Genomic DNA, 19,423 nt, shown 5'->3' with positions numbered 1-19,423 from the left:
CGGAGCGGGAGCCACGGACCCGCCCGTCCCACGGTCGGGACGGCTAGGAGACGTCGGTGGTGAAGGAGATCGGGTCCATCGCGGTGCCCGCGGGGTAGAAGCCCGCGAACGGCTCGACGGCGTCGGGATGCAGGGTGCCCGCGGCGGACGTGAAGTCGAGCTCGGTGCCGGTGACGTCGACGTTCACCCCGGTCAGCTCGGTGACGGGGACCTCGCCGTAGGCGATCAGGTCGCCCGGCGGCAGGGCCGGGTTCGCGCCGTGGAACTCGCGGCTGGTGACGTCGGCGTACACCGTGGCGGTGCTGCCGTCGAACTCCACCCGCGGGTCGGAGACGCGGATCTCCAGGACCGGGCCCTGCCCGTAGTCGTGGCCGGTGAAGACCACGGTGCCGGAGAACTCCACCTCGCCGGAGATGAAGAACGTCCCGTCGACGTCCCCGCCGGAGGTGGGGAAGTCGATGAGGCCGTTGCCCAGCTTGGTGGCGCCGCCGGAGGCCGTGTAGCCGCCGTTGGCGATCGGGCCGGAGACGTAGGTGCGGAAGGACTGCTTGACACCCCAGACCGCGGAGCCTCCGGAGACCGGGTCCGCGGCGGCCGAGGCCGCCGGGGCGGAGATCGCGAGGAGGGCCGCGGCCAGGGCGGCGGTGGCCGAGGCGGAGGTGAGGGTTCGGAGCGCACGGCGGTTCGTGGCGGTGCCGCGCATGGTCGTCAGGGCCATGGTTCGTCGATTCCCATCGTTGAGAGGACGGTGACCGTTCCCGGGGGTCCGGGGGCGGGGCGGCGGATGTGGGGCCCGTGGGCCCGTGCCGGGGCACGGGCCCGTCATGGAGAGCGGGGGGTCGGTCAGGCCGCGGCCTCACCGGGGAGGTCGTCCCCGGAACCGCGGCGGCGGCGTGCTGCGAAGAGGGCGAAGGCGCCGGTCGCGGTCGCCACGGCGGCGGCCAGGACCAGGACGGTCAGGTCGGTGCCGGTGCGCGGCAGGTTGGCGTTGGGACCCGAGCCCGAGCCGCCGTTGCCGGACCCGCCGTTGCCGGACCCGCCGGAACCCGAGCCGCCGTTGCCGCCCGAGCCGGAACCGCCGTTGCCGGAACCACCGCTGCCGGAGCCGTCGCCCGAGCCGCCCGAACCACTGCCGGAGCCGAACGTCACCGGGACGAACACGTCCTGGCTGCGGTCGCTGGAGCGGGTGTGGTCGTTGCGGGTGACGATGGCGCACTTGACGGCGGCGGCGTTGCAGTCGGTGCTGCCGTCGTCGGCCTTCACCGTGATCTGCACGCTGAAGCCGCCGTCGGTGCCCGAGCCGCTGTAGGCGACGGCCAGGCCCTCGCCGTAGGGCGGCGGGTTGCTGGAGATCCAGGCGGAGGCGCCGCCGGAGCCGTCCATGTCCACGCCGCCGATGCACGGCGACGGGGCCTGTGTGGCGCTCGCGTTGGCGGTGTCGCACAGGGCCACGTAGATGCCCTTGGAGGTGTCGTAGCCGGTGCCGGTGACCGTGACGGTCTCCCCGTCGGGGTCGAGCCCGTCGGTCTTGGACACCGTGATCTTGGGATCGCCCGGGGTCCGGGGCAGGGGCGCCTGCGGCGCGCCGGCCTGGGCCTGCGGGGCGGTCTGCGGCTGCGCCTGCGGTGCCGGGGCGGCCGCGGGCGCAGCGAACGTGACCGGGACCCGGCCCACGACGGCGGCGGCCACCGGGGCGGCCGGGACCGCCACGGGGGCGCTCATCCCGGCGCCGGGCGCCGCGGCCAGCTCCTCGGCGCCGTCGGTGCCGCCCACCGGGGCGTCGCCGCCCCAGGTGCCGGTGACCGGCCCGGAGTCCTGGGCGTTCTCGGCGTCCTGGGCGGAATCCACCTCGACGAGGCGGATCTCGAAGGCGTCCTCGGCCGCGTCCAGTCCGGCCTCGGCGGCGAACCCGGCGCCGGTGACGAAGGTGACGCTGAACACGCCGCGTTCGCCGACCTCGACCGTCACCGCGTTCTCGGTGTCGGTGACGGCCTCGTCCTCGGCCTCCTCGGCCTTGGCGGCGTCGTCGGCGAGCTCCGCCGGGACGGCGAGGGTCGCGATCTCGATGACGGATCCGGGGGTGTGGCCGACCCCGGAGACGGTGACGGTGTCACCCTCGGGGTCCAGCCCCTCGGTCCGGTTGACGGTGGTGATCCGGGGGTGCCCGGCCTCCTCCTGCGGGGGAGCCGGTTCTGCGTGCGCCGTCGCGGGCAGTGCGGTGGAGATCAGCACGGCGGCCGCGGCGACGGCCAGGGGAGGGAGGGACCCGCCCCGCTGCCGCCCGGTGACCGGGCGGGGGGAAACCGCTGCTTGCATCAGGGGCCTTCGGGGTTCGTGCGGGTCCTGCTTGTGGAAGGGGTGACCCGCGTGACGTGCGGATTCGTTTTTAGGTTACGCTTACCTTTGCGAAGTGAGCCTTACCTAACCGGAGTCCGCGACCGGAACAGTTGAACACCGAACCATCGGGCTTGTCAAGATGATGACGAGGTGTCATATAAAGGTCGGTGTCGTCCCTCCCCGCTCCCGGCGACACCCGACCCCGGTCCGACCCGAAAGCGATCCCCAATGGCCCTAGCCGACCCCCGGTCCCACACGCGCGCACGCCGCGGCCCCCGGCGCGGAGCCCGGGCGCTCGCCGCGGCCTGCGCCCTCGCACTCGCCCTCGCCGGCTGCTCGGGCGGCACCGGAGCCCCGGCCGACACCGCCTCCGGCGGCGGCGCCGGGGAGATCCCCGACCTGGCCGAGAACCGCCTCCAGCCCCTGGAGGAGGACTTCGTCCAGCAGCTGCCGGTGACCGTCGACTCCGTCGTGCTCGACCCCTACCGGACCAGCTCCGACCCCCTGGAGTACGAGCAGGTCGAGGTCACCGACGCCTCCAAGATCCTGCCCCTCACCGGGAGCCTGGCCGAGATCGTCTTCACCCTGGGCCTGGGCGACCGGGTCGTGGGCCGCGACGTCGCCGCCACCTTCGACGAGGCCGCCCACCTGCCCGTCGTCACCAGCGGGCACGAGGTCTCCGCCGAGAGCGTCCTGGCCCTCCAGCCCACCGTGATCCTCGCCGACACCCAGACCGGGCCGCCCGAGGCCATCGAGCAGATCCAGCGCTCCGGAATCCCCGTGGTCATCATCGAGGAGGCCTGGTCCTTCGACGAGATGTACCCGCGCTTCGAACGCATCGCCCAGGCCCTGGGCGTCCCCGACGCGGGCACCGCCCTGGTCGAACGCACACGGACCCAGATGGCCGACGTCCGCGAGGACTCCGCCGAGGCCGTCGGCTCGCCCCTGGTCGCCTTCCTCTACCTGCGCGGCACCGCCGGGGTCTACCTCATCGGCGGACCCGGCTCCGGGGCCGACGCCATGCTCGCCGAGGTCGGCGCCCGCGACGCCGGCGTCGAGATGGGCCTCACCACCCCCTTCACCCCCATCACCACCGAGGCCCTCATCGCCGCCCGGCCCGATGTGATCCTGGTCATGACCAAGGGCCTGGAATCGGTCGGCGGCATCGACGGCCTCGTCGAGATCCCCGGCGTCGCCCAGACACCCGCCGGACAGAACCGCGCCGTCATCGACTTCGAGGACGGGGTGCTGCTCAACTTCGGCCCACGCACCCCCCAGGTCATCGCCGCCCTGGCCGACGAGCTGTCCGCGGTCGCGGCCCAGGAGGGCTCGTGACCGCCACCCGGACACCGGCGGCGGAAACGGCCAGGAAGACCGCGCCCGCCCCGGCCCCCGCCGGCCGGGCCCGGCGCCGCCTGCGCGCCGCACTGCTGCTCGGCGGCCTGGCCCTCGGCCTGGTCGTCGTCGCCGTCTTCGCCGCCGGGATCGGCGCCTATCAGATCCCCGCCGGACAGGTCGCCGCCTCGGTCCTGGACGCCCTCGGCGTCCGGGTCGCCGGACCCCTGCCCGACCAGGTCGCCCACACTGTCCTGTGGGACGTCCGGTTCCCCCGCGTGGTGCTCGCCGTCACCGTGGGCGCCGCCCTGGGCGTGGCCGGGGCCATGATGCAGGGCATCTTCGGCAACCCCCTGGCCGAACCCGGCGTCATCGGCGTCTCCTCCGGGGCGGCCGTCGGCGCCATCGTCGTCATCTTCACCGGGCTCACCGTCCTGGGCCACTGGACGATCATCGCGTCGTCGTTCGTGTTCGGCCTGGCCACCACCCTGTTCGTGTACGTGTTCGCGCGCTCGCGCGGACGCACCGAGGTCGTCACCCTGCTGCTCACCGGCATCGCCGTCAACGCCATCGCCGGGGCCGCCATCGGGCTGATGACCAACTTCTCCCAGGACGCCGAGATCCAGACCATCACCTTCTGGCAGCTGGGCAGCGTCGCCACCGCCACCTGGTCCAAGGTCGCCGCGATCGTGCCCTGCCTGGTCGTCGGCATGATCGTCATCCCGGTCTACGCGCGCCGCATGGACCTGCTCTCCCTGGGCGAGGGGCCCGCCCGGCACCTGGGCGTGGACGTGGAGCGCATGCGCCTGGTCCTCATCGTCGCCCTGGCCCTGCTCACCTCGGCCGCCGTGGCCTTCGCCGGGATCGTCGCGTTCATCGGCCTGGTCGTCCCGCACATCGTCCGGATGATCACCGGGCCCGGCCACCGCGTGCTGCTGCCCGCCAGCGCCCTGGGCGGCGGCCTGCTGCTGCTCGCCGCCGACCTGCTGGCCCGCACCGCGGCCGCCCCCGCCGAGATCCCCCTGGGCGTGGTCACCTCCGCGCTCGGCGGGCCGTTCTTCTTCTACCTCCTCTACCGCACCCGCGCCAAGCAGGGAGGCTGGTCGTGAGCTCCACCCTTCGACGACGGGCCCGCGCCGCCCTCGCACCCCTGTCCCGGCCGCCCCTGCGGCCCGACCCCGTCGCCGCCGGCGACCCCGTGGTGAGCGCCGAGGGCGTCACCGTCCGCCGGGGCGGGCGCACCCTGCTGGACGGGGTGGACCTCACCGTCCGCGCCGGCGAGCTGGTCGCCCTGGTCGGCCCCAACGGCGCCGGCAAGTCCACCCTGCTCGCCGCCCTGTCCGGCGACCTCGCCGCGGCCGCGGAACGGGGCGGCGCCGACGGCGGCCGCGTCGAGCTCTTCGGCCGCGGGCTCGGCGCGTGGACCCCGCCCGAACTCGCCCTGCGCCGCGCCGTCCTGCCCCAGGAGGCCGCGGTCAGCTTCCCGTTCTCCGTCGCCGAACTCGTCGCCATGGGCCGCGCCCCCTGGGCCGGGCTCGGCGACCCCGCCCAGGACGACGAGATCGTCACCGCCGCCATGGACGGCACCGGCGTCTCCCACCTGGCCGACCGCCGCTTCCCGACCCTGTCGGGCGGCGAGCGCGCCCGCGTGATGCTCGCCCGGGTCCTGGCCCAGGACACGCCGCTGCTCATGCTCGACGAACCCACCGCCGCCCTCGACATCCACCACCAGGAACTCGTCCTGGGCATCGCGCGTGCGCTCGCCGAACGCGGCGGTGCGGTTATCGTGGTCCTGCACGATTTGGGGCTTGCGGCGGCCTACGCCCACCGTGTGGCGATACTCTCCGAGGGACGGATCGCCGCGCAGGGTCCCCCCGCCGAAGTGTTCACCGCATCCCTGCTCAGCGCCGTCTACCGGCACGAGGTCGAGGTCCTGCCGCACCCGAGGACCGGGATCCCGCTGGTCGTGCCCCTCCGGTAGACCCACGGAGCACACGCGAGACGTCCACAGGAGTAGGTCGTATTGGTGTCCACAACGGAACGACAGCCACAGGATGACCCCGGGGCCGGGGAGGGCCGACGCCGTTCCCCCGGCGGCCGCCGGCGCAAACCCCCGCCCCGCACCCGGGCCACCCCCGGCGACGTGGTGCGCGGCTTCGTCCGCTTCGTCGGCGAGATCCTGCTGACCGCCGGTCTCCTCATGCTGTTCTACGCCGCGTACGAGGTGTACGGCTCCCAGTGGGAGACCGACCGCGAACAGCAGGGCCTGGCCGACGGGCTGGAGGAGGCCTGGGCCGCCGCCGACGAGCGCGGCCCCGACTCCGAGCCGCTGCCCGGCAGCGCCGACAGCCGCCTGTACATCCCGTCCCTGGACCTGGACTGGGTCGTCGTCAACGGCACCACCCAGGAGGACATCCGGTACAGCCCCGGGCACTACACCGAGTACCCCAGCAGCCCCGGGCAGGCGGGCAACTACGCCATCGCGGCGCACCGCACCCCCGGCCTGTTCTGGGACATCGACCTGCTGGACAACGGCGACGTCCTGGTGCTGGAGGACGCCGAGAACTTCTACACCTACGAGGTGTTCCGGGAGGAGACGGTCGTGCCCACCGACGTGTGGGTGATCGAACCCGACCCGTTCGACGACGTCGAGGGCGCGGGCGAGCCCCCGGCCGAGGGCGAGGAGGCGGGCGGGGCCGAGCCGGGACGGGCGATCATCACGCTCACCACCTGCGCGCCCAAGCTCAACAACACGCACCGGCTCATCGTGTGGGGCGAGCTCGTCGAGACCACGCCCAAGTCCGAGGGCATGCCCGACAGCATCGCGCACATGGCCCCCGACGCCGACGCGAGCGAGTGAGGAGACCCGCATGTACGGCCTGATCTGGCGCATCCTGCCCGGACCCTGGATCTCCAAGTTCATCATGGCGCTCGGCCTGCTGGTCGGGGCCGCCGCCCTGCTGTGGTTCTTCGCGTTCCCGGCGATCTCCCCCTACATGCCGTTCAACGACGGCGCCGTCGACATCGAGGGCGCCGGCGCGGCCGGTGGGGGAGCGGGGACCGAAGGGGCGGAAGGTGCGGAGGAGTCGGGTGAGGCACCCGCCGACTCCGGCGCCCCCGAGGAGGCCCCGGCCGGGGAGTGACATCCGGCGCGACACGCGCGCCCCGCCGGTCCGTTCGGAAAACGTCCGGACCCGCGGGGCTCGTGTGTGTTCGCGCCCGTATACGCCCGTGCGCGGGCGTTCGCGGGTCTTCGCGGGGGCGGGACCACACCCGCGAGTGTGCGCGGCACCACGGGAAGCCGACCCTGTCCGGTCGGACCGGGCCGCTAACCTCTAGCTGGTGAGTATCGGGGGACGAAACGCATGACGGTGACGCAGACCACGACCGAGGACCGCCTCAGCGGGCTCCGGGCCTGGCAGCGGGAGGCGTTCGAGGAGTACTTCCGCCGGCAGCCGCGGGACTTCCTCGCCGTCGCCACGCCCGGCGCCGGCAAGACCACGTTCGCCCTCACCCTGGCGAGCGAACTCCTCCAGCAGCACGTCATCCGCTCCATCACCATCGTCTGCCCCACCGAGCACCTCAAGAAGCAGTGGGCCGAGGCCGCCGCCCGGTTCAACATCCCCATCGACCCCGACTTCCGCAACGGGCAGGGGGCCCTGGGCCGCCAGTACCTCGGTGCCGCCGTCACCTACGCGCAGGTCGCCGCCCACCCGGCGCTGCACCGCAACCGCACCGAGGCCCGCAAGACCCTGGTGATCTTCGACGAGGTCCACCACGCGGGCGACGCCTTGTCCTGGGGCGACGCCGCCCGCGAGGCGTTCGACCCGGCCACCCGGCGGCTCTCCCTCACCGGGACGCCCTTCCGATCCGACATCAACCCCATCCCGTTCGTGGACTACGTCCAGGACACCGCCGGGGTGCGCCGCTGCTCCTGGGACTACAGCTACGGGTACGGTCCCGCGCTGGCCGACGGCGTCGTGCGCCCCGTCATCTTCATGGCCTACTCCGGCGAGATGCGCTGGCGCACCCGCGCCGGGGACGAGCTGGCCGCCCGCCTGGGCGAGCCGCTCACCCAGGACGCGCTCTCCCAGGCCTGGCGGGCCGCGCTGGACCCCAAGGGCGACTGGATCAAACGGGTGCTCCAGGCCGCCGACCGGCGGCTCACCGAGGTCCGCAAGACCCACGCCGACGCCGGCGGGCTGGTCATCGCCAGCGACCACGAGAACGCCCGCGCCTACTCGCGGATCATCCGCCAGATCACCGGCAAGAGCGCCACCGTGGTGCTGTCCGACGACCCCACCGCCTCCAAGAAGATCTCCCGGTTCGCCCAGGGCGACGACCGGTGGATGGTCGCGGTGCGCATGGTGTCCGAGGGCGTGGACGTGCCCCGGCTGATGGTCGGCGTGTACGCCACCTCCACCAGCACCGCCCTGTTCTTCGCCCAGGCCATCGGCCGGTTCGTGCGCGTGCGCAAGCGCGGCGAGGTCGCCTCGGTGTTCCTGCCCTCGGTGCCCAACCTGCTGGAGTTCGCGGGGGACATGGAGCGCGAACGCGACCATGTGCTGGACCGCACCCCGGCCGAGGACGACGAGTACCCCGAGGACGACCTCCTCAAGGAGGCGAACAAGAAGCGCGACACCCCCGACGCGGGGGAGGAGCTGCCGTTCGAGACGATGGAGGCGTCGGCCGAGTTCGACCGCGCCCTCTTCGACGGCAACGAGTACGGCGGCGTGCCCGGCTCCACCGAGGAGGAGGACTTCCTGGGCCTGCCCGGGCTGCTGGAGCCCCAGCAGGTGGCGCAGCTGCTGCGCAAGCGCAAGGACGACATCAAGGCCGGGGAGATCAAGGCCCGCAAGAAGGACGAGCCGGTCCAGGAGGAGGGCCCCACCCACGAGGTCCTGGCCAACCTGCGCCGCGAGCTGAGCGGGCTGGTCGGCGCCTGGCACCACCGCACCGGCAAGCCGCACGGGGTGATCCACAACGAGCTGCGCCGCGCCTGCGGCGGGCCGCCGGTCGCCCAGGCCACCCCGGAGCAGATCCGCGAGCGCATCGCCAAACTCCGCGTGTGGGCCGTCGGCGGCAAATAGCCGCGGCTGTGTCTTTTCAGGTCTCCGCTCCTCCCACCCGTCGCCCGACGCCGCCCTCAACGGACGGCCTGGCGGCCGCGGCCTGCTTCGGCCCGGCGTGTGGGCGCCCGACAGGAACCTTCGGGCCTTCCGTCGATGCCCTCGCCCTCCCGTCGCCCTCCGCCACCCTCAACGGACGGCCTTCGGCCGCGGTCTTCTCCTCGAAGACATCTCCTCCACGGCCTCCAGAACCCTGCCGGGCGCCCACACGGACGATCCGGGCAAACACTTCGCAAGTTCGCGCCCGGGGTGACGGACGATACGTGTCCATTTCACTACAGTCCGTGAAGTGATTGGACGAAACGCACGCGGCGCGACCGCCGCACTCTGGACCGGACTGGTGATGTGCGGGCTCGCCCTGACCGGAGTGGTCGCGGGCAGCGCCCTGCCCGGCCCCGCCGGGGCCGGGACCGAACGGGCGGCCGCGGCCGACGGGCCCGCCTGCCCGCCGGGCACCGTCGCCCGCCTCGCCGGACCCGGAGTGGACACCGCCTTCAACAGCGGCGAGCTCACCCCCGAACAGGCCGCCCGGTACAACGACCGGCTGCGCGAGGCCCTGCGCTCGGTGCGGTCCCACGAGATCGCCCCGCCGCGCACCGTCCCCGTCGTCGTCCACGTCATCTCCGCCACCGACGGCCGCGGCCACGTCAGCGACGCCCGCATCGACGACCAGATCGACGTCCTCAACACCGCCTACTCCGGCGGCTACGACACCGCGGGGGCCGACACCGGCTTCCGGTTCACCCTCTCCGAGGTCACCCGCAGCGAGAACGACGCCTGGTTCACCGACTTCAACGGCCACCGCGACACCATCCGCTCCGAACTCCACCGCGGCGGCGCCGAAACGCTCAACGTCTACACCGCCGACCTCGGCTCCGGCCTGCTCGGCTACTCCAGCTTCCCGCAGGACTACACCGCCGCCCCCGACCAGGACGGCGTCGTCCTGGCCCACGACACCCTGCCCGGCGGCGGCCGCGAACGCTTCGGCCTGGGCCACACCGGCACCCACGAGGTCGGCCACTGGCTGGGCCTGTTCCACACCTTCCAGAACGGCTGCACCACCCCGGGCGACTACGTCGGCGACACCCCCTACGAACGCGAGGCCGCCGCTGGCTGCCCGCAGGGCCGCGACTCCTGCCCCCACCGCGCCGGCCGCGACCCGGTCACCAACTTCATGGACTACAGCGACGACGAATGCATGACCCACTTCACCGACGGCCAGGCCCGCCGCATGGCCGAACACTGGTCCGCCTTCCGCTCCCCCCACCGCCCCTGACGCCCCGGTGCGGTCAGAGTGCGAGCAGCCTGCGCAGGATCAGCTCCACCCGGAACAGGACCGTGTCCTCGACCATCCCGAAGTGCCGCTCCAACCGCAGCGGCGAGATGGCCCGCAGGTCCTCACATTTGGCGTAGCTGACCTCCTTCAGCCCGGAAGAGCCCGGCTCGATCTCCACGTGGGTCGGGCTCTCCCGGCTCGTACGAGTGAGCGGCACGGCCATGAACACCGGTGGATTCGAGTCCAACCAGGGCTGGCCGCTGACGATGAGAACCGGTCGTCGGTACGCCTGCTCATGGCCGATCGGGTCGCCCAGATCGGCCATGTGGATTTCTCCGCGCCTTACCATGCATCCTCCGCAGTCAGTGCGTCATCGTCGGGGTCGGCCAGATCGTCACGGAGTGTCCCGTCGGCCAGGTATGCGCGCCGGTCTTCGTCGGACAGGCTTGCGTGGTATCGACGCACCTCCTGCCAGAACTCCAGTTCCTCGGCTTCGTCCAAGGCGCGCTCGATGGCTGCGGCCAGGGTGGTGTGTTCGCGCTTGGCACGGCGGCTGATGCGGTCGCGTAGGGCTCTGGGGACCTTGATGGTGGTATCCGTGGAAGTCATACTTACAGTATGCATCTAAACGCAGGGTTTGGGTGTACGGAAACCGGAGCTTAGATGTATGGAATAGGCTTCGGGGCATGGCAGCGAACACCTATCTGACCGGGATCAAGCCCACCGGTGACTTCCACCTGGGCAACTACGTCGGCGCGATCCAGCCGGCCCTGGCGGCCGCGGACGTCTACGACACCTACTACTTCGTCGCGGACTACCACGCGCTCAACACCGTCAAGGACGCGGGCGAACTGCGCCACAGCATCCGGTCCGGGGCTGCCACCTGGCTGGCGTGCGGGCTGGACCCGAACAAGACGGTCATCTACCAGCAGTCCAAGGTCCCCGAGACCTTCGAGCTGACCACCATCCTCACGGCCGTGACCCCCAAGGGCCTGATGAACCGCGCCCACGCCTACAAGGCGGCGCGCGACCGCAACAACGAGGCCGGGATCACGGACCTGGACGCCGGGGTCAACATGGGGCTGTTCAACTACCCCATCCTGATGGCCGCGGACATCCTCATCATGGAGTCCACCCACGTTCCCGTCGGCCGCGACCAGTCCCAGCACATCGAGTACACCGCCGACATCGCCGGGTACTTCAACAACCGGTACGGCCAGGGCGAGCAGGGCTTCGCGTTCCCGCTGCCCAAGGGCGTCATCGACGACAGCGAGGCGAGCATCCTCCCCGGCGTCGACGGCCGCAAGATGAGCAAGTCCTACGACAACCACATCCCGCTCTTCCTGCCGGAGAACAAGCTCAAGAAGGCGATCCGCCGCATCCCCACCGACTCCACGCCGGTCGAGGACCCCAAGGACCCCGACACCTCGGTGCCCTTCCAGCTCCTCACCCACTTCGCCGACGCCGACACGGTCGCCGACGTGCGCAAGCGCCTGGAGCAGGGCGGCATGGGCTGGGGCGAGCTCAAGAACGAGCTGTTCGAGGCCGTCAACACCGAGCTGGGCCCCAAGCGCGAGCGCTACGAGGAGCTCATGGCCGACCCGCAGGAGATCGAGGACATCCTCGAAGCCGGGTCGGTCCGCGCCCGCGAGCGCGCCCGCTCGGTCCTGGACCGCGTGCGCGCCGCCATCGGCGTCGCCTGAGCGGCGGATACGCCCGAGCGGCGGACAAGGCGAGGGGCGGCGGGAGGATCCCGCCGCCCCTTCGCATGTCCGCGGTCAGCCGACCTTCGGCTCGCCCTCCAGCGCCACGCCCGCCTCGCCCAGCTGCGCCAGCGCCGCGTCCACGGTCGGCCGCGCCACCCCGGCGGTCAGGTCGAGCAGCACCCGCGTGCGCAGCCCCTCCCGCACGGCGTCCAGCGCGGTGGCCCGAACGCAGTGGTCGGTGGCGATGCCCACCACGTCCACCTCGTCCACCCCGCGCTCGCGCAGCCACGCGGCCAGCGTCGTCTCCCCGTCCCCGGCCGTCCCCTCGAACCCGCTGTAGGCCGCCGTGTACCGGCCCTTGCTGAAGACCTCCTCGGCCAGCGAGGCGTCGAACCCCGGGTGGAACTCCACCCCCGGCGTGCCCACCTCGCAATGCCGCGGCCAGGTGTCCACGAAGTCCGGTTCGTCGGAGAAGTGCGACCCCGGGTCGATGTGGTAGTCGCGGGTGGCGACCACGTGGTCGTACCCGCCCGAGCGGGCGTGCCCGGTGACGGCCTCCGCCGTCGCGGCGCCCCCGGCCACCGCCAGGCTGCCGCCCTCACAGAAGTCGTTCTGCACGTCCACCACGATGAGCGCCCTGGTCATCCCGGCACCCCTTCCTCTCGTCACCCGGTCACACCGCGTCGGTCATCCGGTCACACCGTCGGTCAATGGAACTCGGCCGGTCATTGGAGCACGGACGCTCAATGGAACACCGTCGGCAGGGCGACCTCGCCCCGCGACATCCGCAGCGCCTGCTCGGGCAGCTCGGCCACCACCGCCCGGTGCCGCTCGCGCGCGTCGTGCACGCTCTCGCGGCCCACCACCTCGCCGTCCGCCACCAGCGGCCGCAGCAGCGGGCGGGTCCCCACCGCCGCCGCGGGCTCGTACGGGAACACCTCCTCGGCGATCGCGGTCCCCCCGTCGTCGAACCGCCGCACCGACCACTTGCGCCCGCCCCGGCTCGGCTTGCCCACCGACCGCTTGGCCACCGGCTCCAGCGGCAGGCCCGCCTCCGTCCCGTGCGCCCGCGCCACCAGCTTGTACACCAGCGACACCGTCGGCGCGCCCGACCCGGTCACCAGGGACGTACCCACCCCGTAGCCGTCCACGGGCGCCACGGCCAGCGCCTGGATGGAGTGCTCGTCCAGGTCGCCGGTCACCACGATCCGGGTCTCGGTGGCGCCGAGCGAGTCCAGCTGCTCGCGCACCCGGGCCGCGGTCTTGCCCAGGTCACCGGAGTCGATGCGCACCGCGCCCAGCTCCGGCCCGGCCAGCTCGACGGCGGTCCGCACGGCCCGCTCCACGTCGTAGGTGTCCACCAGCAGGGTCGTCTGCTTGCCGAGCGAGTCCAGCTGCGCGGCGAAGGCGTGCCTCTCGCTGTCGTGCAGCAGCGTGAACGCGTGCGCCGCGGTGCCGCCGGTGGGCACCCCGTACGACCGCCCCGCCTCCAGGTTGGAGGAGGTCGCGAACCCGGCCAGGTACGCGGCGCGCGCCGACGCCACCGCCGCCGCCTCGTGGGTGCGGCGCGACCCCATCTCGATCAGCGGCCGCCCGCCCGCCGCCACGACCATACGGCTGGCCGCGGAGGCGATGGCGCTGTCGTGGTTGAACACCGACAGGGCGAGCGTCTCCAGGATCACCCCCTCGGCGAAGGTGCCCTCCACCACCAGGATCGGGGACCCGGGGAAGTAGGCCTCGCCCTCGCCGTAGCCCCACACGTTCCCGGAGAACCGGTACTCCGAAAGCCAGCGCAGGGTGGTGTCGTCCACCACACCGTTGTCGGACAGGAAGTCCAGCTCCTCGGTGCGGAACCGGAAGCGCTCCAGCAGGTCCAGGAACCGCCCGGTCCCGGCGACGACGCCGTAGCGGCGCCCCTCGGGCAGACGCCGGGCGAACATCTCGAACACCGACGGCCGGGCCGCGGCCCCGCTGTGCAGGGCGGCCTGGAGCATCGTCAGTTCGTAGTGGTCGGTCAGCAGCGCACTGCCGCCTAGGTCGTTCATGGGCACGAGCCTAATCCGTGGAGCTTCGCGCCTTAACGCCGACCTGCCCTCTGACCACGCCCGGGGTGACCTCGGCCGACGCTAACAATACCCATTCGGTTGGTAGGGAAATTTGTTCCGATACCCTGGGAGGCATGCTGAGGATTGATCGCTCGATCTACGACCAGATCGTCGCCCACGCCCGCCGCGACCACCCGGACGAGGCCTGCGGCATCGTGGCCGGCCCCGCCGGGTCCGACCGCCCCGAGCGGTTCGTCGAGATGATCAACGCCGAGCGGTCCCCGACCTTCTACCGGTTCGACTCCCTCGAACAGCTGAAGGTCTGGCGGGAGATGGACGACCGCGACGAGGAACCCGTCGTGATCTACCACTCCCACACGGCCACCGAGGCCTACCCCTCGCGCACCGACATCTCCTACGCCTCCGAGCCCGGCGCGCACTACGTGCTCGTGTCCACCCGGGACCCCGAGACCGCCGAACTGCGCTCCTACCGGATCCTGGACGGCGAGGTCACCGAGGAACCGGTCGAGATCACCGGGTAGCGACCGGGTGGCACCGGGCCGCCCGACCCACCCCGACCCGACTCGACCCGACTCGACGACCGGACGACCCGCCCCGACGGGGCCCGCGGAATGGCCGCGGGAGCCGCCTCGTTGGGACTGTACGCACATCACGCACATCAACCACGTTCACGGGAAGACACACCTATGGCCATCGAGGTCCGCATCCCCACCATCCTGCGCAACCTGACCGGCGACGCCAAGGTCGTCGAGGGCAGCGGCGCCACCCTGGGCGAGCTGTTCACCGACCTGGACAGCCGCTACCCGGGCATCGCCGCGCGGCTGGTGGACGGCGGCAAGCTGCGCCGCTTCATCAACGTGTACCTCAACGACGAGGACGTGCGTTTCGTCGGCGGCCTGGAGGCGAAGCTCTCCGACGGCGACAACGTCACCGTCCTGCCCGCCGTGGCCGGCGGAAGCCGCTAGGCGCGCCCCATGCGTTACGACTCCCTGCTCGACTCCCTCGGCGGCACGCCGCTCGTCGGCCTGCCCCGGCTCTCGCCCTCGCCGGAGGTCCGGCTGTGGGCGAAGCTGGAGGACCGCAACCCGACCGGGTCCATCAAGGACCGCACCGCGTTCTTCATGATCGAACAGGCGGAGAAGGACGGGCTGCTCTCCCCGGGCTGCACCATCCTGGAGCCGACGTCGGGGAACACCGGTATCTCCCTGGCGATGGTCGCCAAGCTGCGCGGCTACCGCATGGTCTGCGTCATGCCGGAGAACACCTCGGAGGAGCGCAAGCAGCTCCTCGCCATGTGGGGCGCCGAGGTCCACTTCTCCGCGGCGGCCGGCGGCTCCAACGAGGCGGTCCGCGTCGCCAAGGAGATGGCCGCCGAGCACCCCGACTGGGTGATGCTCTACCAGTACGGCAACCCGGCCAACGCCCGCGCCCACTACGAGACGACCGGCCCCGAGATCCTCGCGGACCTGCCGGAGATCACCCACTTCGTGGCGGGCCTGGGCACCACCGGAACGCTCATGGGCGTGGGCCGCTACCTGCGCGAACACCGGCCGGACGTGCGGATCGTCGCCGCCGAGCCGCGCTACGGCGAGCTCGTGTACGGCCTGCGCAACCTCGACGAGGGGTTCGTGCCGGAGCTGTACGACGAGTCGGTGCTCACCACGCGGTTCTCCGTGCCCTCCGACGCCGCCCTCAGGCGGACCCGGGAACTCCTGGACAGGGAGGGCATCTTCGCCGGGGTCTCCACCGGCGGGGCGCTGCACGCCGCGCTGGGCATGGCCCGCAAGGCGGAGCAGGCGGGGGAGCGCGCGGACATCGCGTTCGTCATCGCCGACGCCGGGTGGAAGTACCTCTCGACGGGGGCCTACGAGGGCACCCTGAAGGAGGCGGAGGAACGGCTCGAAGGACAGCTCTGGGCCTGAGGTCCCGACCGGGTCCGACGTTCGACGGCCAGGCGTTCGAGAGTCACAGGGGCGGCACCCGCGGGTGCCGCCCCTACCGTTTCCCCGGGGAGTCCCCTGTGGCCGCGGGGACCGGTGTCCGGATGCGGGTGCATCACTCCCGTGTGCGCCGTGACCCGCCAGTACAGGACCGTAATACGGCGGGAACGAACCACTCGGAACGTGTCATATGGTGTGAAAAATTCACACGTGATCGAGGTCGCGTGAGATGCAGACCACATTTTGTACCACCCGGGCGGGCATTGGGGTAGACCCGTAACAACGGGACAACCGCTGAACCAGCCGCCATCCGTACTCCGCGCACACGGTCGAGGGGGTGCCACGGAGCCGCGCGGCCCTTCGAGAAGGCGACGACGACGTGCGACTCACGATTATCGGGTCCTCCGGGAGCTTCCCGGGGCCGGACAGCCCCGCCTCCTGTTACCTGGTCGAGGCCGACGGCTTCCGCCTGCTCCTCGACATGGGCAACGGCGCACTCGGAGCACTCCAGCGGCACATCGACATCTACTCCGTCGACGCGGTCTACCTCAGCCACCTGCACGCCGACCACTGCTTCGACCTGTGCTCGTACTGGGTCGCCCGCATGTTCCACCCCGACGGCGCCAAACCCCGCATCCCCGTCTACGGCCCGAGCGGCGTCTCCGAGCGCGTCGCCGAGGCCTACGGCCTGGACCCCGACCCGGGCATGACCGAGGTCTTCGACTTCCACGAGCTCACCCCCGGCTCCCTCGACATCGGCCCGTTCTCCGTCCGCGTGGACCGCGTCAACCACCCGGTCGAGGCCTTCGGCATCCGCCTGGAGCACGGCGGGGCGAGCATGGCCTACTCCGGGGACACCGGCGCCTGCGACTCCCTCGTGGACCTGGCCGCCGACACCGACCTGTTCCTGTGCGAGGCCGCCTTCCAGGACCACGTCGAACACCCCAAGGACATGCACCTCACCGGCAGCGAGGCCGGCGAGCACGCCGGCCGGGCCCGGGCGCGCAGCCTGCTGCTCACCCACCTGGTGCCGTGGAACGACGACGACGTCACCCTGGCGGAGGCCCGGTCCACCTACGACGGGCCCATCGACCTGGCCCGCAGCGGGCGGACGCACATCATCGGCGGCTGACCTGCGCGGCCGACCCGGGCGGCCGACCCGGGAGTGGCGTGGCTCCCATCCGCGCACGCCTTTCCCACTCCCGCCCCCGGCGCCACCGCACACGTATACGCTCTTGACCATGGCCCGACCCGACGGACGAGTTCCGACACAACTGCGCCCCGTGACGATCACCCGCAACTGGCTGCGCCAGGCGGAAGGCTCCGCGCTCATCGAGTTCGGGGACACCCGAGTGCTGTGCGCCGCCACCGTCGAGGACGGTGTCCCGCGCTGGCGCCGCGGCACCGGCGAGGGGTGGGTCACCGCCGAGTACGCGATGCTGCCCCGCGCCACCGACACCCGCGGTGCCCGCGAGTCCGTGCGCGGCAAGATCGGCGGCCGCACCCACGAGATCTCCCGCCTCATCGGCCGCTCCCTGCGCGCGGTCGTCGACTTCAAGGCGATGGGGGAGCACACCATCACCCTGGACTGCGACGTCCTCCAGGCCGACGGCGGCACCCGCACCGCGGCCATCACCGGCGCGTACGTGGCCCTCGCCGACGCCATGAAGTGGCTGCGCAAGCGCCGCAACCTCAAGAACAACCCGCTCACCGGCTCGCTGGCCGCGGTCAGCGTCGGCGTCGTCCAGGGCCAGCCCCGGCTGGACCTCAACTACCTGGAGGACTCCGTCGCCGACACCGACATGAACGTCGTCCTCACCGGCGACGGCAAGTTCATCGAGGTGCAGGGCACCGCGGAGGGCGCGGCGTTCGACCGGGAACTGCTCGACAAACTCCTCGACCTGGCCGTCGGCGGCTGCGAGGAGCTGACCGTCCTCCAGAAGAAGGCCCTGGCGGAGTGACCGTACTCAACGGCACCCGCATCGGCGGCGTCGCCGGAGAAGGGGGAATCGTGAAGATCGTGCTGGCCACCCGCAACGCCAAGAAGGTGCCGGAGCTGCGCGCCATCCTCGCGGACGCCGGCGTGACCGCCGAGGTGCTCTCGCTCACGGCCTTCCCGGACGCCCCGGAGGTCCCCGAGACCGAGCCGTCCTTCGTCGGCAACGCCCTGCTCAAGGCTCGCGCGATCGCCGCCCACACCGGACTGCCCGCGGTGGCCGACGACTCGGGGCTGAGCGTCGACGAACTGCGCGGCATGCCGGGCGTGCTGTCGGCCCGCTGGGCCGGCCGCTTCGGCGCCGGGGACCAGGACCGGGCCAACCTGGAACTGGTCCTGGACCAGCTGGCGGACACCCCGCCGGAACGCCGCGCGGGCGCGTTCGTGTGCGCCGCGGCCCTGGTCCTGCCCGACGGCACTGAGGTGGTGTCGGAGGGGGAGATGCGCGGCCGGGTGATCCGCGAGCCGCGGGGGGAGAACGGGTTCGGCTACGACCCGGTCTTCGTCCCGGAGGGGGAGAGCCGCACGACGGCAGAGCTGTCGCCGGAGGAGAAGAACGCCATCAGCCACCGGGGGATCGCCTTCCGCAAGCTGGCGGCGGAGATCGCGGCGATGGTTTGACAGGCCTGCGGGACTTGCGGGGTCTGCGAGGCTTTCCGGGTCTGTGAGGGCTGTGGGACCTGCGGGGCCGGTGAGGCTTGCAAGACCTGATCGAGGGGCGGACCGAGAGGTCCGCCCCTCGGCGTTCGTTCAGCGGGGGCGCGGCCGGTGGGGTGGTGGCGCGGGCGGACCGGGGGCGGATGACCTGCGATGGCATAAAAAGTCCCCGGCGGCCGGTTTGGGACCGTGGGCCCCGGGGGAGGACTCCCTTCGCTCGACGCAACGGCCGCGGCCGTACACGATCCCCGGTGTGGGGGGTCCGGAGCTCGCGGAAACCGCCTACGGGCAGGGGTTCTCGCCCCGCCGGCCAGGCGATTTGACGTCGCGCAAGCTGTTACCTACACTCGAACGAGTCGCTGCGGGACGGCGAACGCCCTGAGGGCGTGTTCGGCCCCGGACCGCGTTGACGCGACACTTCTTCTCCACCTCGACCAGAGCGTCACGGGCATGTGCCCGGAGGCGGTAGGGTTCGAGGGTCGCCCTGAAAAGGGCAACGAAGGAAAACAGGAATTCTGCACTCCTGGTCGGTTCATTCCGGAAAACGCCGATTTGGCGGGACACGGAAACGCTGATAAAGTGAAGACACAACAAAGCGGAAACGCAGACGCCTTCCACGGAAGAGCACCACGGACCTTGCAGGGTCCGGGGCTTGTACGGGAAGGGCGGTTGCTTCTTGAGAACTCAACAGCGCGTGTTCGATTTTCTTTAAGCCAAGTTTGTTTTGGCCCCGTCACACGAACCGGTCGGTGAGACCGGCAGAGTGTGCGAGGTTCCTTTGATTGAGCCAGACATGGTTCGGTCAGGATTGCTTCTAGGTTTCCGCGCCCCCTGTGGGGGTGGCGGTGCAAGACCTTTATGGAGAGTTTGATCCTGGCTCAGGACGAACGCTGGCGGCGTGCTTAACACATGCAAGTCGAGCGGTAAGGCCCTTCGGGGTACACGAGCGGCGAACGGGTGAGTAACACGTGAGCAACCTGC

General features: G+C 71.7%; 20 protein-coding genes and 1 rRNA gene. 15 read left to right on the top strand and 6 right to left on the bottom strand.

Going from position 1 to position 19,423, the window contains the following annotated elements; genetic code table 11:
- Positions 1-43: 43 nt before the first annotated feature.
- Together ACJOT3_RS18900 and ACJOT3_RS18895 are read right to left on the bottom strand one after the other, a co-directional pair.
- Complete coding sequence (locus ACJOT3_RS18900; protein ID WP_406974169.1) at positions 44-718, bottom strand: HtaA domain-containing protein; 675 nt, start codon at positions 716-718, stop codon at positions 44-46.
- 125 nt (positions 719-843) lie between these two features.
- Positions 844-2,316 (bottom strand): LPXTG cell wall anchor domain-containing protein, encoded by a 1,473-nt coding sequence (locus ACJOT3_RS18895; RefSeq protein ID WP_406974168.1) that lies wholly within the window; start codon positions 2,314-2,316, stop codon positions 844-846.
- Between the two features lie 249 nt (positions 2,317-2,565).
- On the opposite strand from ACJOT3_RS18895, the gene ACJOT3_RS18890 reads away from it, so the two are divergent.
- From ACJOT3_RS18890 to ACJOT3_RS18860, 7 genes are all read left to right on the top strand, one after another.
- Positions 2,566-3,672: a heme/hemin ABC transporter substrate-binding protein gene (locus ACJOT3_RS18890; protein WP_406974167.1), complete on the top strand. Its 1,107-nt coding sequence runs from the start codon at positions 2,566-2,568 to the stop codon at positions 3,670-3,672.
- The gene (locus ACJOT3_RS18885) at positions 3,669-4,781 is read left to right on the top strand and encodes a FecCD family ABC transporter permease (RefSeq protein ID WP_406974166.1); all 1,113 of its coding nucleotides are present in this window, start codon (positions 3,669-3,671) and stop codon (positions 4,779-4,781) included. Before ACJOT3_RS18890 ends, ACJOT3_RS18885 begins: the two co-directional genes overlap by 4 nt.
- Positions 4,778-5,653, top strand: coding sequence for a heme ABC transporter ATP-binding protein (locus ACJOT3_RS18880; protein WP_406974165.1), 876 nt, complete (start codon positions 4,778-4,780; stop codon positions 5,651-5,653). Before ACJOT3_RS18885 ends, ACJOT3_RS18880 begins: the two co-directional genes overlap by 4 nt.
- 165 nt (positions 5,654-5,818) lie before the next feature.
- Positions 5,819-6,532 (top strand): class E sortase, encoded by a 714-nt coding sequence (locus tag ACJOT3_RS18875; protein ID WP_406974172.1) that lies wholly within the window; start codon positions 5,819-5,821, stop codon positions 6,530-6,532.
- A gap of 10 nt (positions 6,533-6,542) precedes the next feature.
- On the top strand, positions 6,543-6,815 hold the full coding sequence (locus ACJOT3_RS18870; protein WP_406974164.1) for a hypothetical protein: 273 nt from the start codon (positions 6,543-6,545) through the stop codon (positions 6,813-6,815).
- 222 nt (positions 6,816-7,037) lie between these two features.
- Positions 7,038-8,762, top strand: coding sequence for a DEAD/DEAH box helicase (locus tag ACJOT3_RS18865; RefSeq protein ID WP_406974163.1), 1,725 nt, complete (start codon positions 7,038-7,040; stop codon positions 8,760-8,762).
- A 382-nt stretch (positions 8,763-9,144) separates the two neighbouring features.
- A complete protein-coding gene (locus tag ACJOT3_RS18860) occupies positions 9,145-10,077 on the top strand; it encodes a zinc metalloprotease (RefSeq protein WP_406974171.1) in 933 nt (310 codons plus the stop codon).
- 13 nt (positions 10,078-10,090) lie between these two features.
- Here ACJOT3_RS18860 and ACJOT3_RS18855 read toward each other — a convergent pair whose 3' ends face one another.
- Positions 10,091-10,426, bottom strand: a complete 336-nt coding sequence (locus ACJOT3_RS18855; RefSeq protein WP_406974162.1) for a type II toxin-antitoxin system PemK/MazF family toxin — start codon at positions 10,424-10,426, stop codon at positions 10,091-10,093.
- The gene (locus ACJOT3_RS18850; protein WP_406974161.1) at positions 10,420-10,686 is read right to left on the bottom strand and encodes a hypothetical protein; all 267 of its coding nucleotides are present in this window, start codon (positions 10,684-10,686) and stop codon (positions 10,420-10,422) included. Before ACJOT3_RS18850 ends, ACJOT3_RS18855 begins: the two co-directional genes overlap by 7 nt.
- Before the next feature lie 77 nt (positions 10,687-10,763).
- Here ACJOT3_RS18850 and ACJOT3_RS18845 point away from each other — a divergent pair, with 77 nt between their 5' ends.
- Entirely contained in the window at positions 10,764-11,780 is a 1,017-nt protein-coding gene (locus ACJOT3_RS18845; protein WP_406974160.1) for a tryptophan--tRNA ligase, read from the top strand.
- A 75-nt stretch (positions 11,781-11,855) separates the two neighbouring features.
- Here the strand turns inward: ACJOT3_RS18845 and ACJOT3_RS18840 are convergent, their stop codons facing one another.
- Positions 11,856-12,428 carry a nicotinamidase gene (locus ACJOT3_RS18840; RefSeq protein WP_406974159.1) on the bottom strand — a complete coding sequence of 191 codons (573 nt, stop codon included), beginning with the start codon at positions 12,426-12,428 and terminating at the stop codon, positions 11,856-11,858.
- A gap of 98 nt (positions 12,429-12,526) precedes the next feature.
- Entirely contained in the window at positions 12,527-13,828 is a 1,302-nt protein-coding gene (locus ACJOT3_RS18835) for a nicotinate phosphoribosyltransferase (RefSeq protein WP_406974158.1), read from the bottom strand.
- Positions 13,829-13,962: 134 nt separating this feature from the next.
- Here ACJOT3_RS18835 and ACJOT3_RS18830 point away from each other — a divergent pair, with 134 nt between their 5' ends.
- The 7 genes from ACJOT3_RS18830 to ACJOT3_RS18800 all read left to right on the top strand — a co-directional run.
- Positions 13,963-14,370: a M67 family metallopeptidase gene (locus ACJOT3_RS18830; RefSeq protein ID WP_306366055.1), complete on the top strand. Its 408-nt coding sequence runs from the start codon at positions 13,963-13,965 to the stop codon at positions 14,368-14,370.
- A gap of 165 nt (positions 14,371-14,535) precedes the next feature.
- The gene (locus ACJOT3_RS18825; RefSeq protein ID WP_406974157.1) at positions 14,536-14,814 is read left to right on the top strand and encodes a MoaD family protein; all 279 of its coding nucleotides are present in this window, start codon (positions 14,536-14,538) and stop codon (positions 14,812-14,814) included.
- A gap of 9 nt (positions 14,815-14,823) precedes the next feature.
- Positions 14,824-15,771, top strand: a complete 948-nt coding sequence (locus ACJOT3_RS18820) for a PLP-dependent cysteine synthase family protein (RefSeq protein ID WP_406974156.1) — start codon at positions 14,824-14,826, stop codon at positions 15,769-15,771.
- 397 nt (positions 15,772-16,168) lie between these two features.
- Complete coding sequence (locus tag ACJOT3_RS18815; RefSeq protein WP_406974155.1) at positions 16,169-16,921, top strand: MBL fold metallo-hydrolase; 753 nt, start codon at positions 16,169-16,171, stop codon at positions 16,919-16,921.
- Between the two features lie 109 nt (positions 16,922-17,030).
- Positions 17,031-17,750, top strand: a complete 720-nt coding sequence (rph, locus tag ACJOT3_RS18810; RefSeq protein WP_406974154.1) for a ribonuclease PH — start codon at positions 17,031-17,033, stop codon at positions 17,748-17,750.
- A 50-nt stretch (positions 17,751-17,800) separates the two neighbouring features.
- Positions 17,801-18,406 carry an RdgB/HAM1 family non-canonical purine NTP pyrophosphatase gene (gene rdgB, locus ACJOT3_RS18805; protein ID WP_406974170.1) on the top strand — a complete coding sequence of 202 codons (606 nt, stop codon included), beginning with the start codon at positions 17,801-17,803 and terminating at the stop codon, positions 18,404-18,406.
- Positions 18,407-19,297: 891 nt separating this feature from the next.
- Positions 19,298-19,423: ribosomal RNA gene (locus tag ACJOT3_RS18800) — 16S ribosomal RNA — on the top strand; the annotation flags it as partial.

It is taken from the genome of Nocardiopsis protaetiae, assembly GCF_045446735.1.
Taxonomy (GTDB): Bacteria; Actinomycetota; Actinomycetes; order Streptosporangiales; family Streptosporangiaceae; genus Nocardiopsis; species Nocardiopsis protaetiae.
Note: the sequence above shows the minus strand (reverse complement) of the source record. Positions and strands in the feature narration are given on the sequence as shown.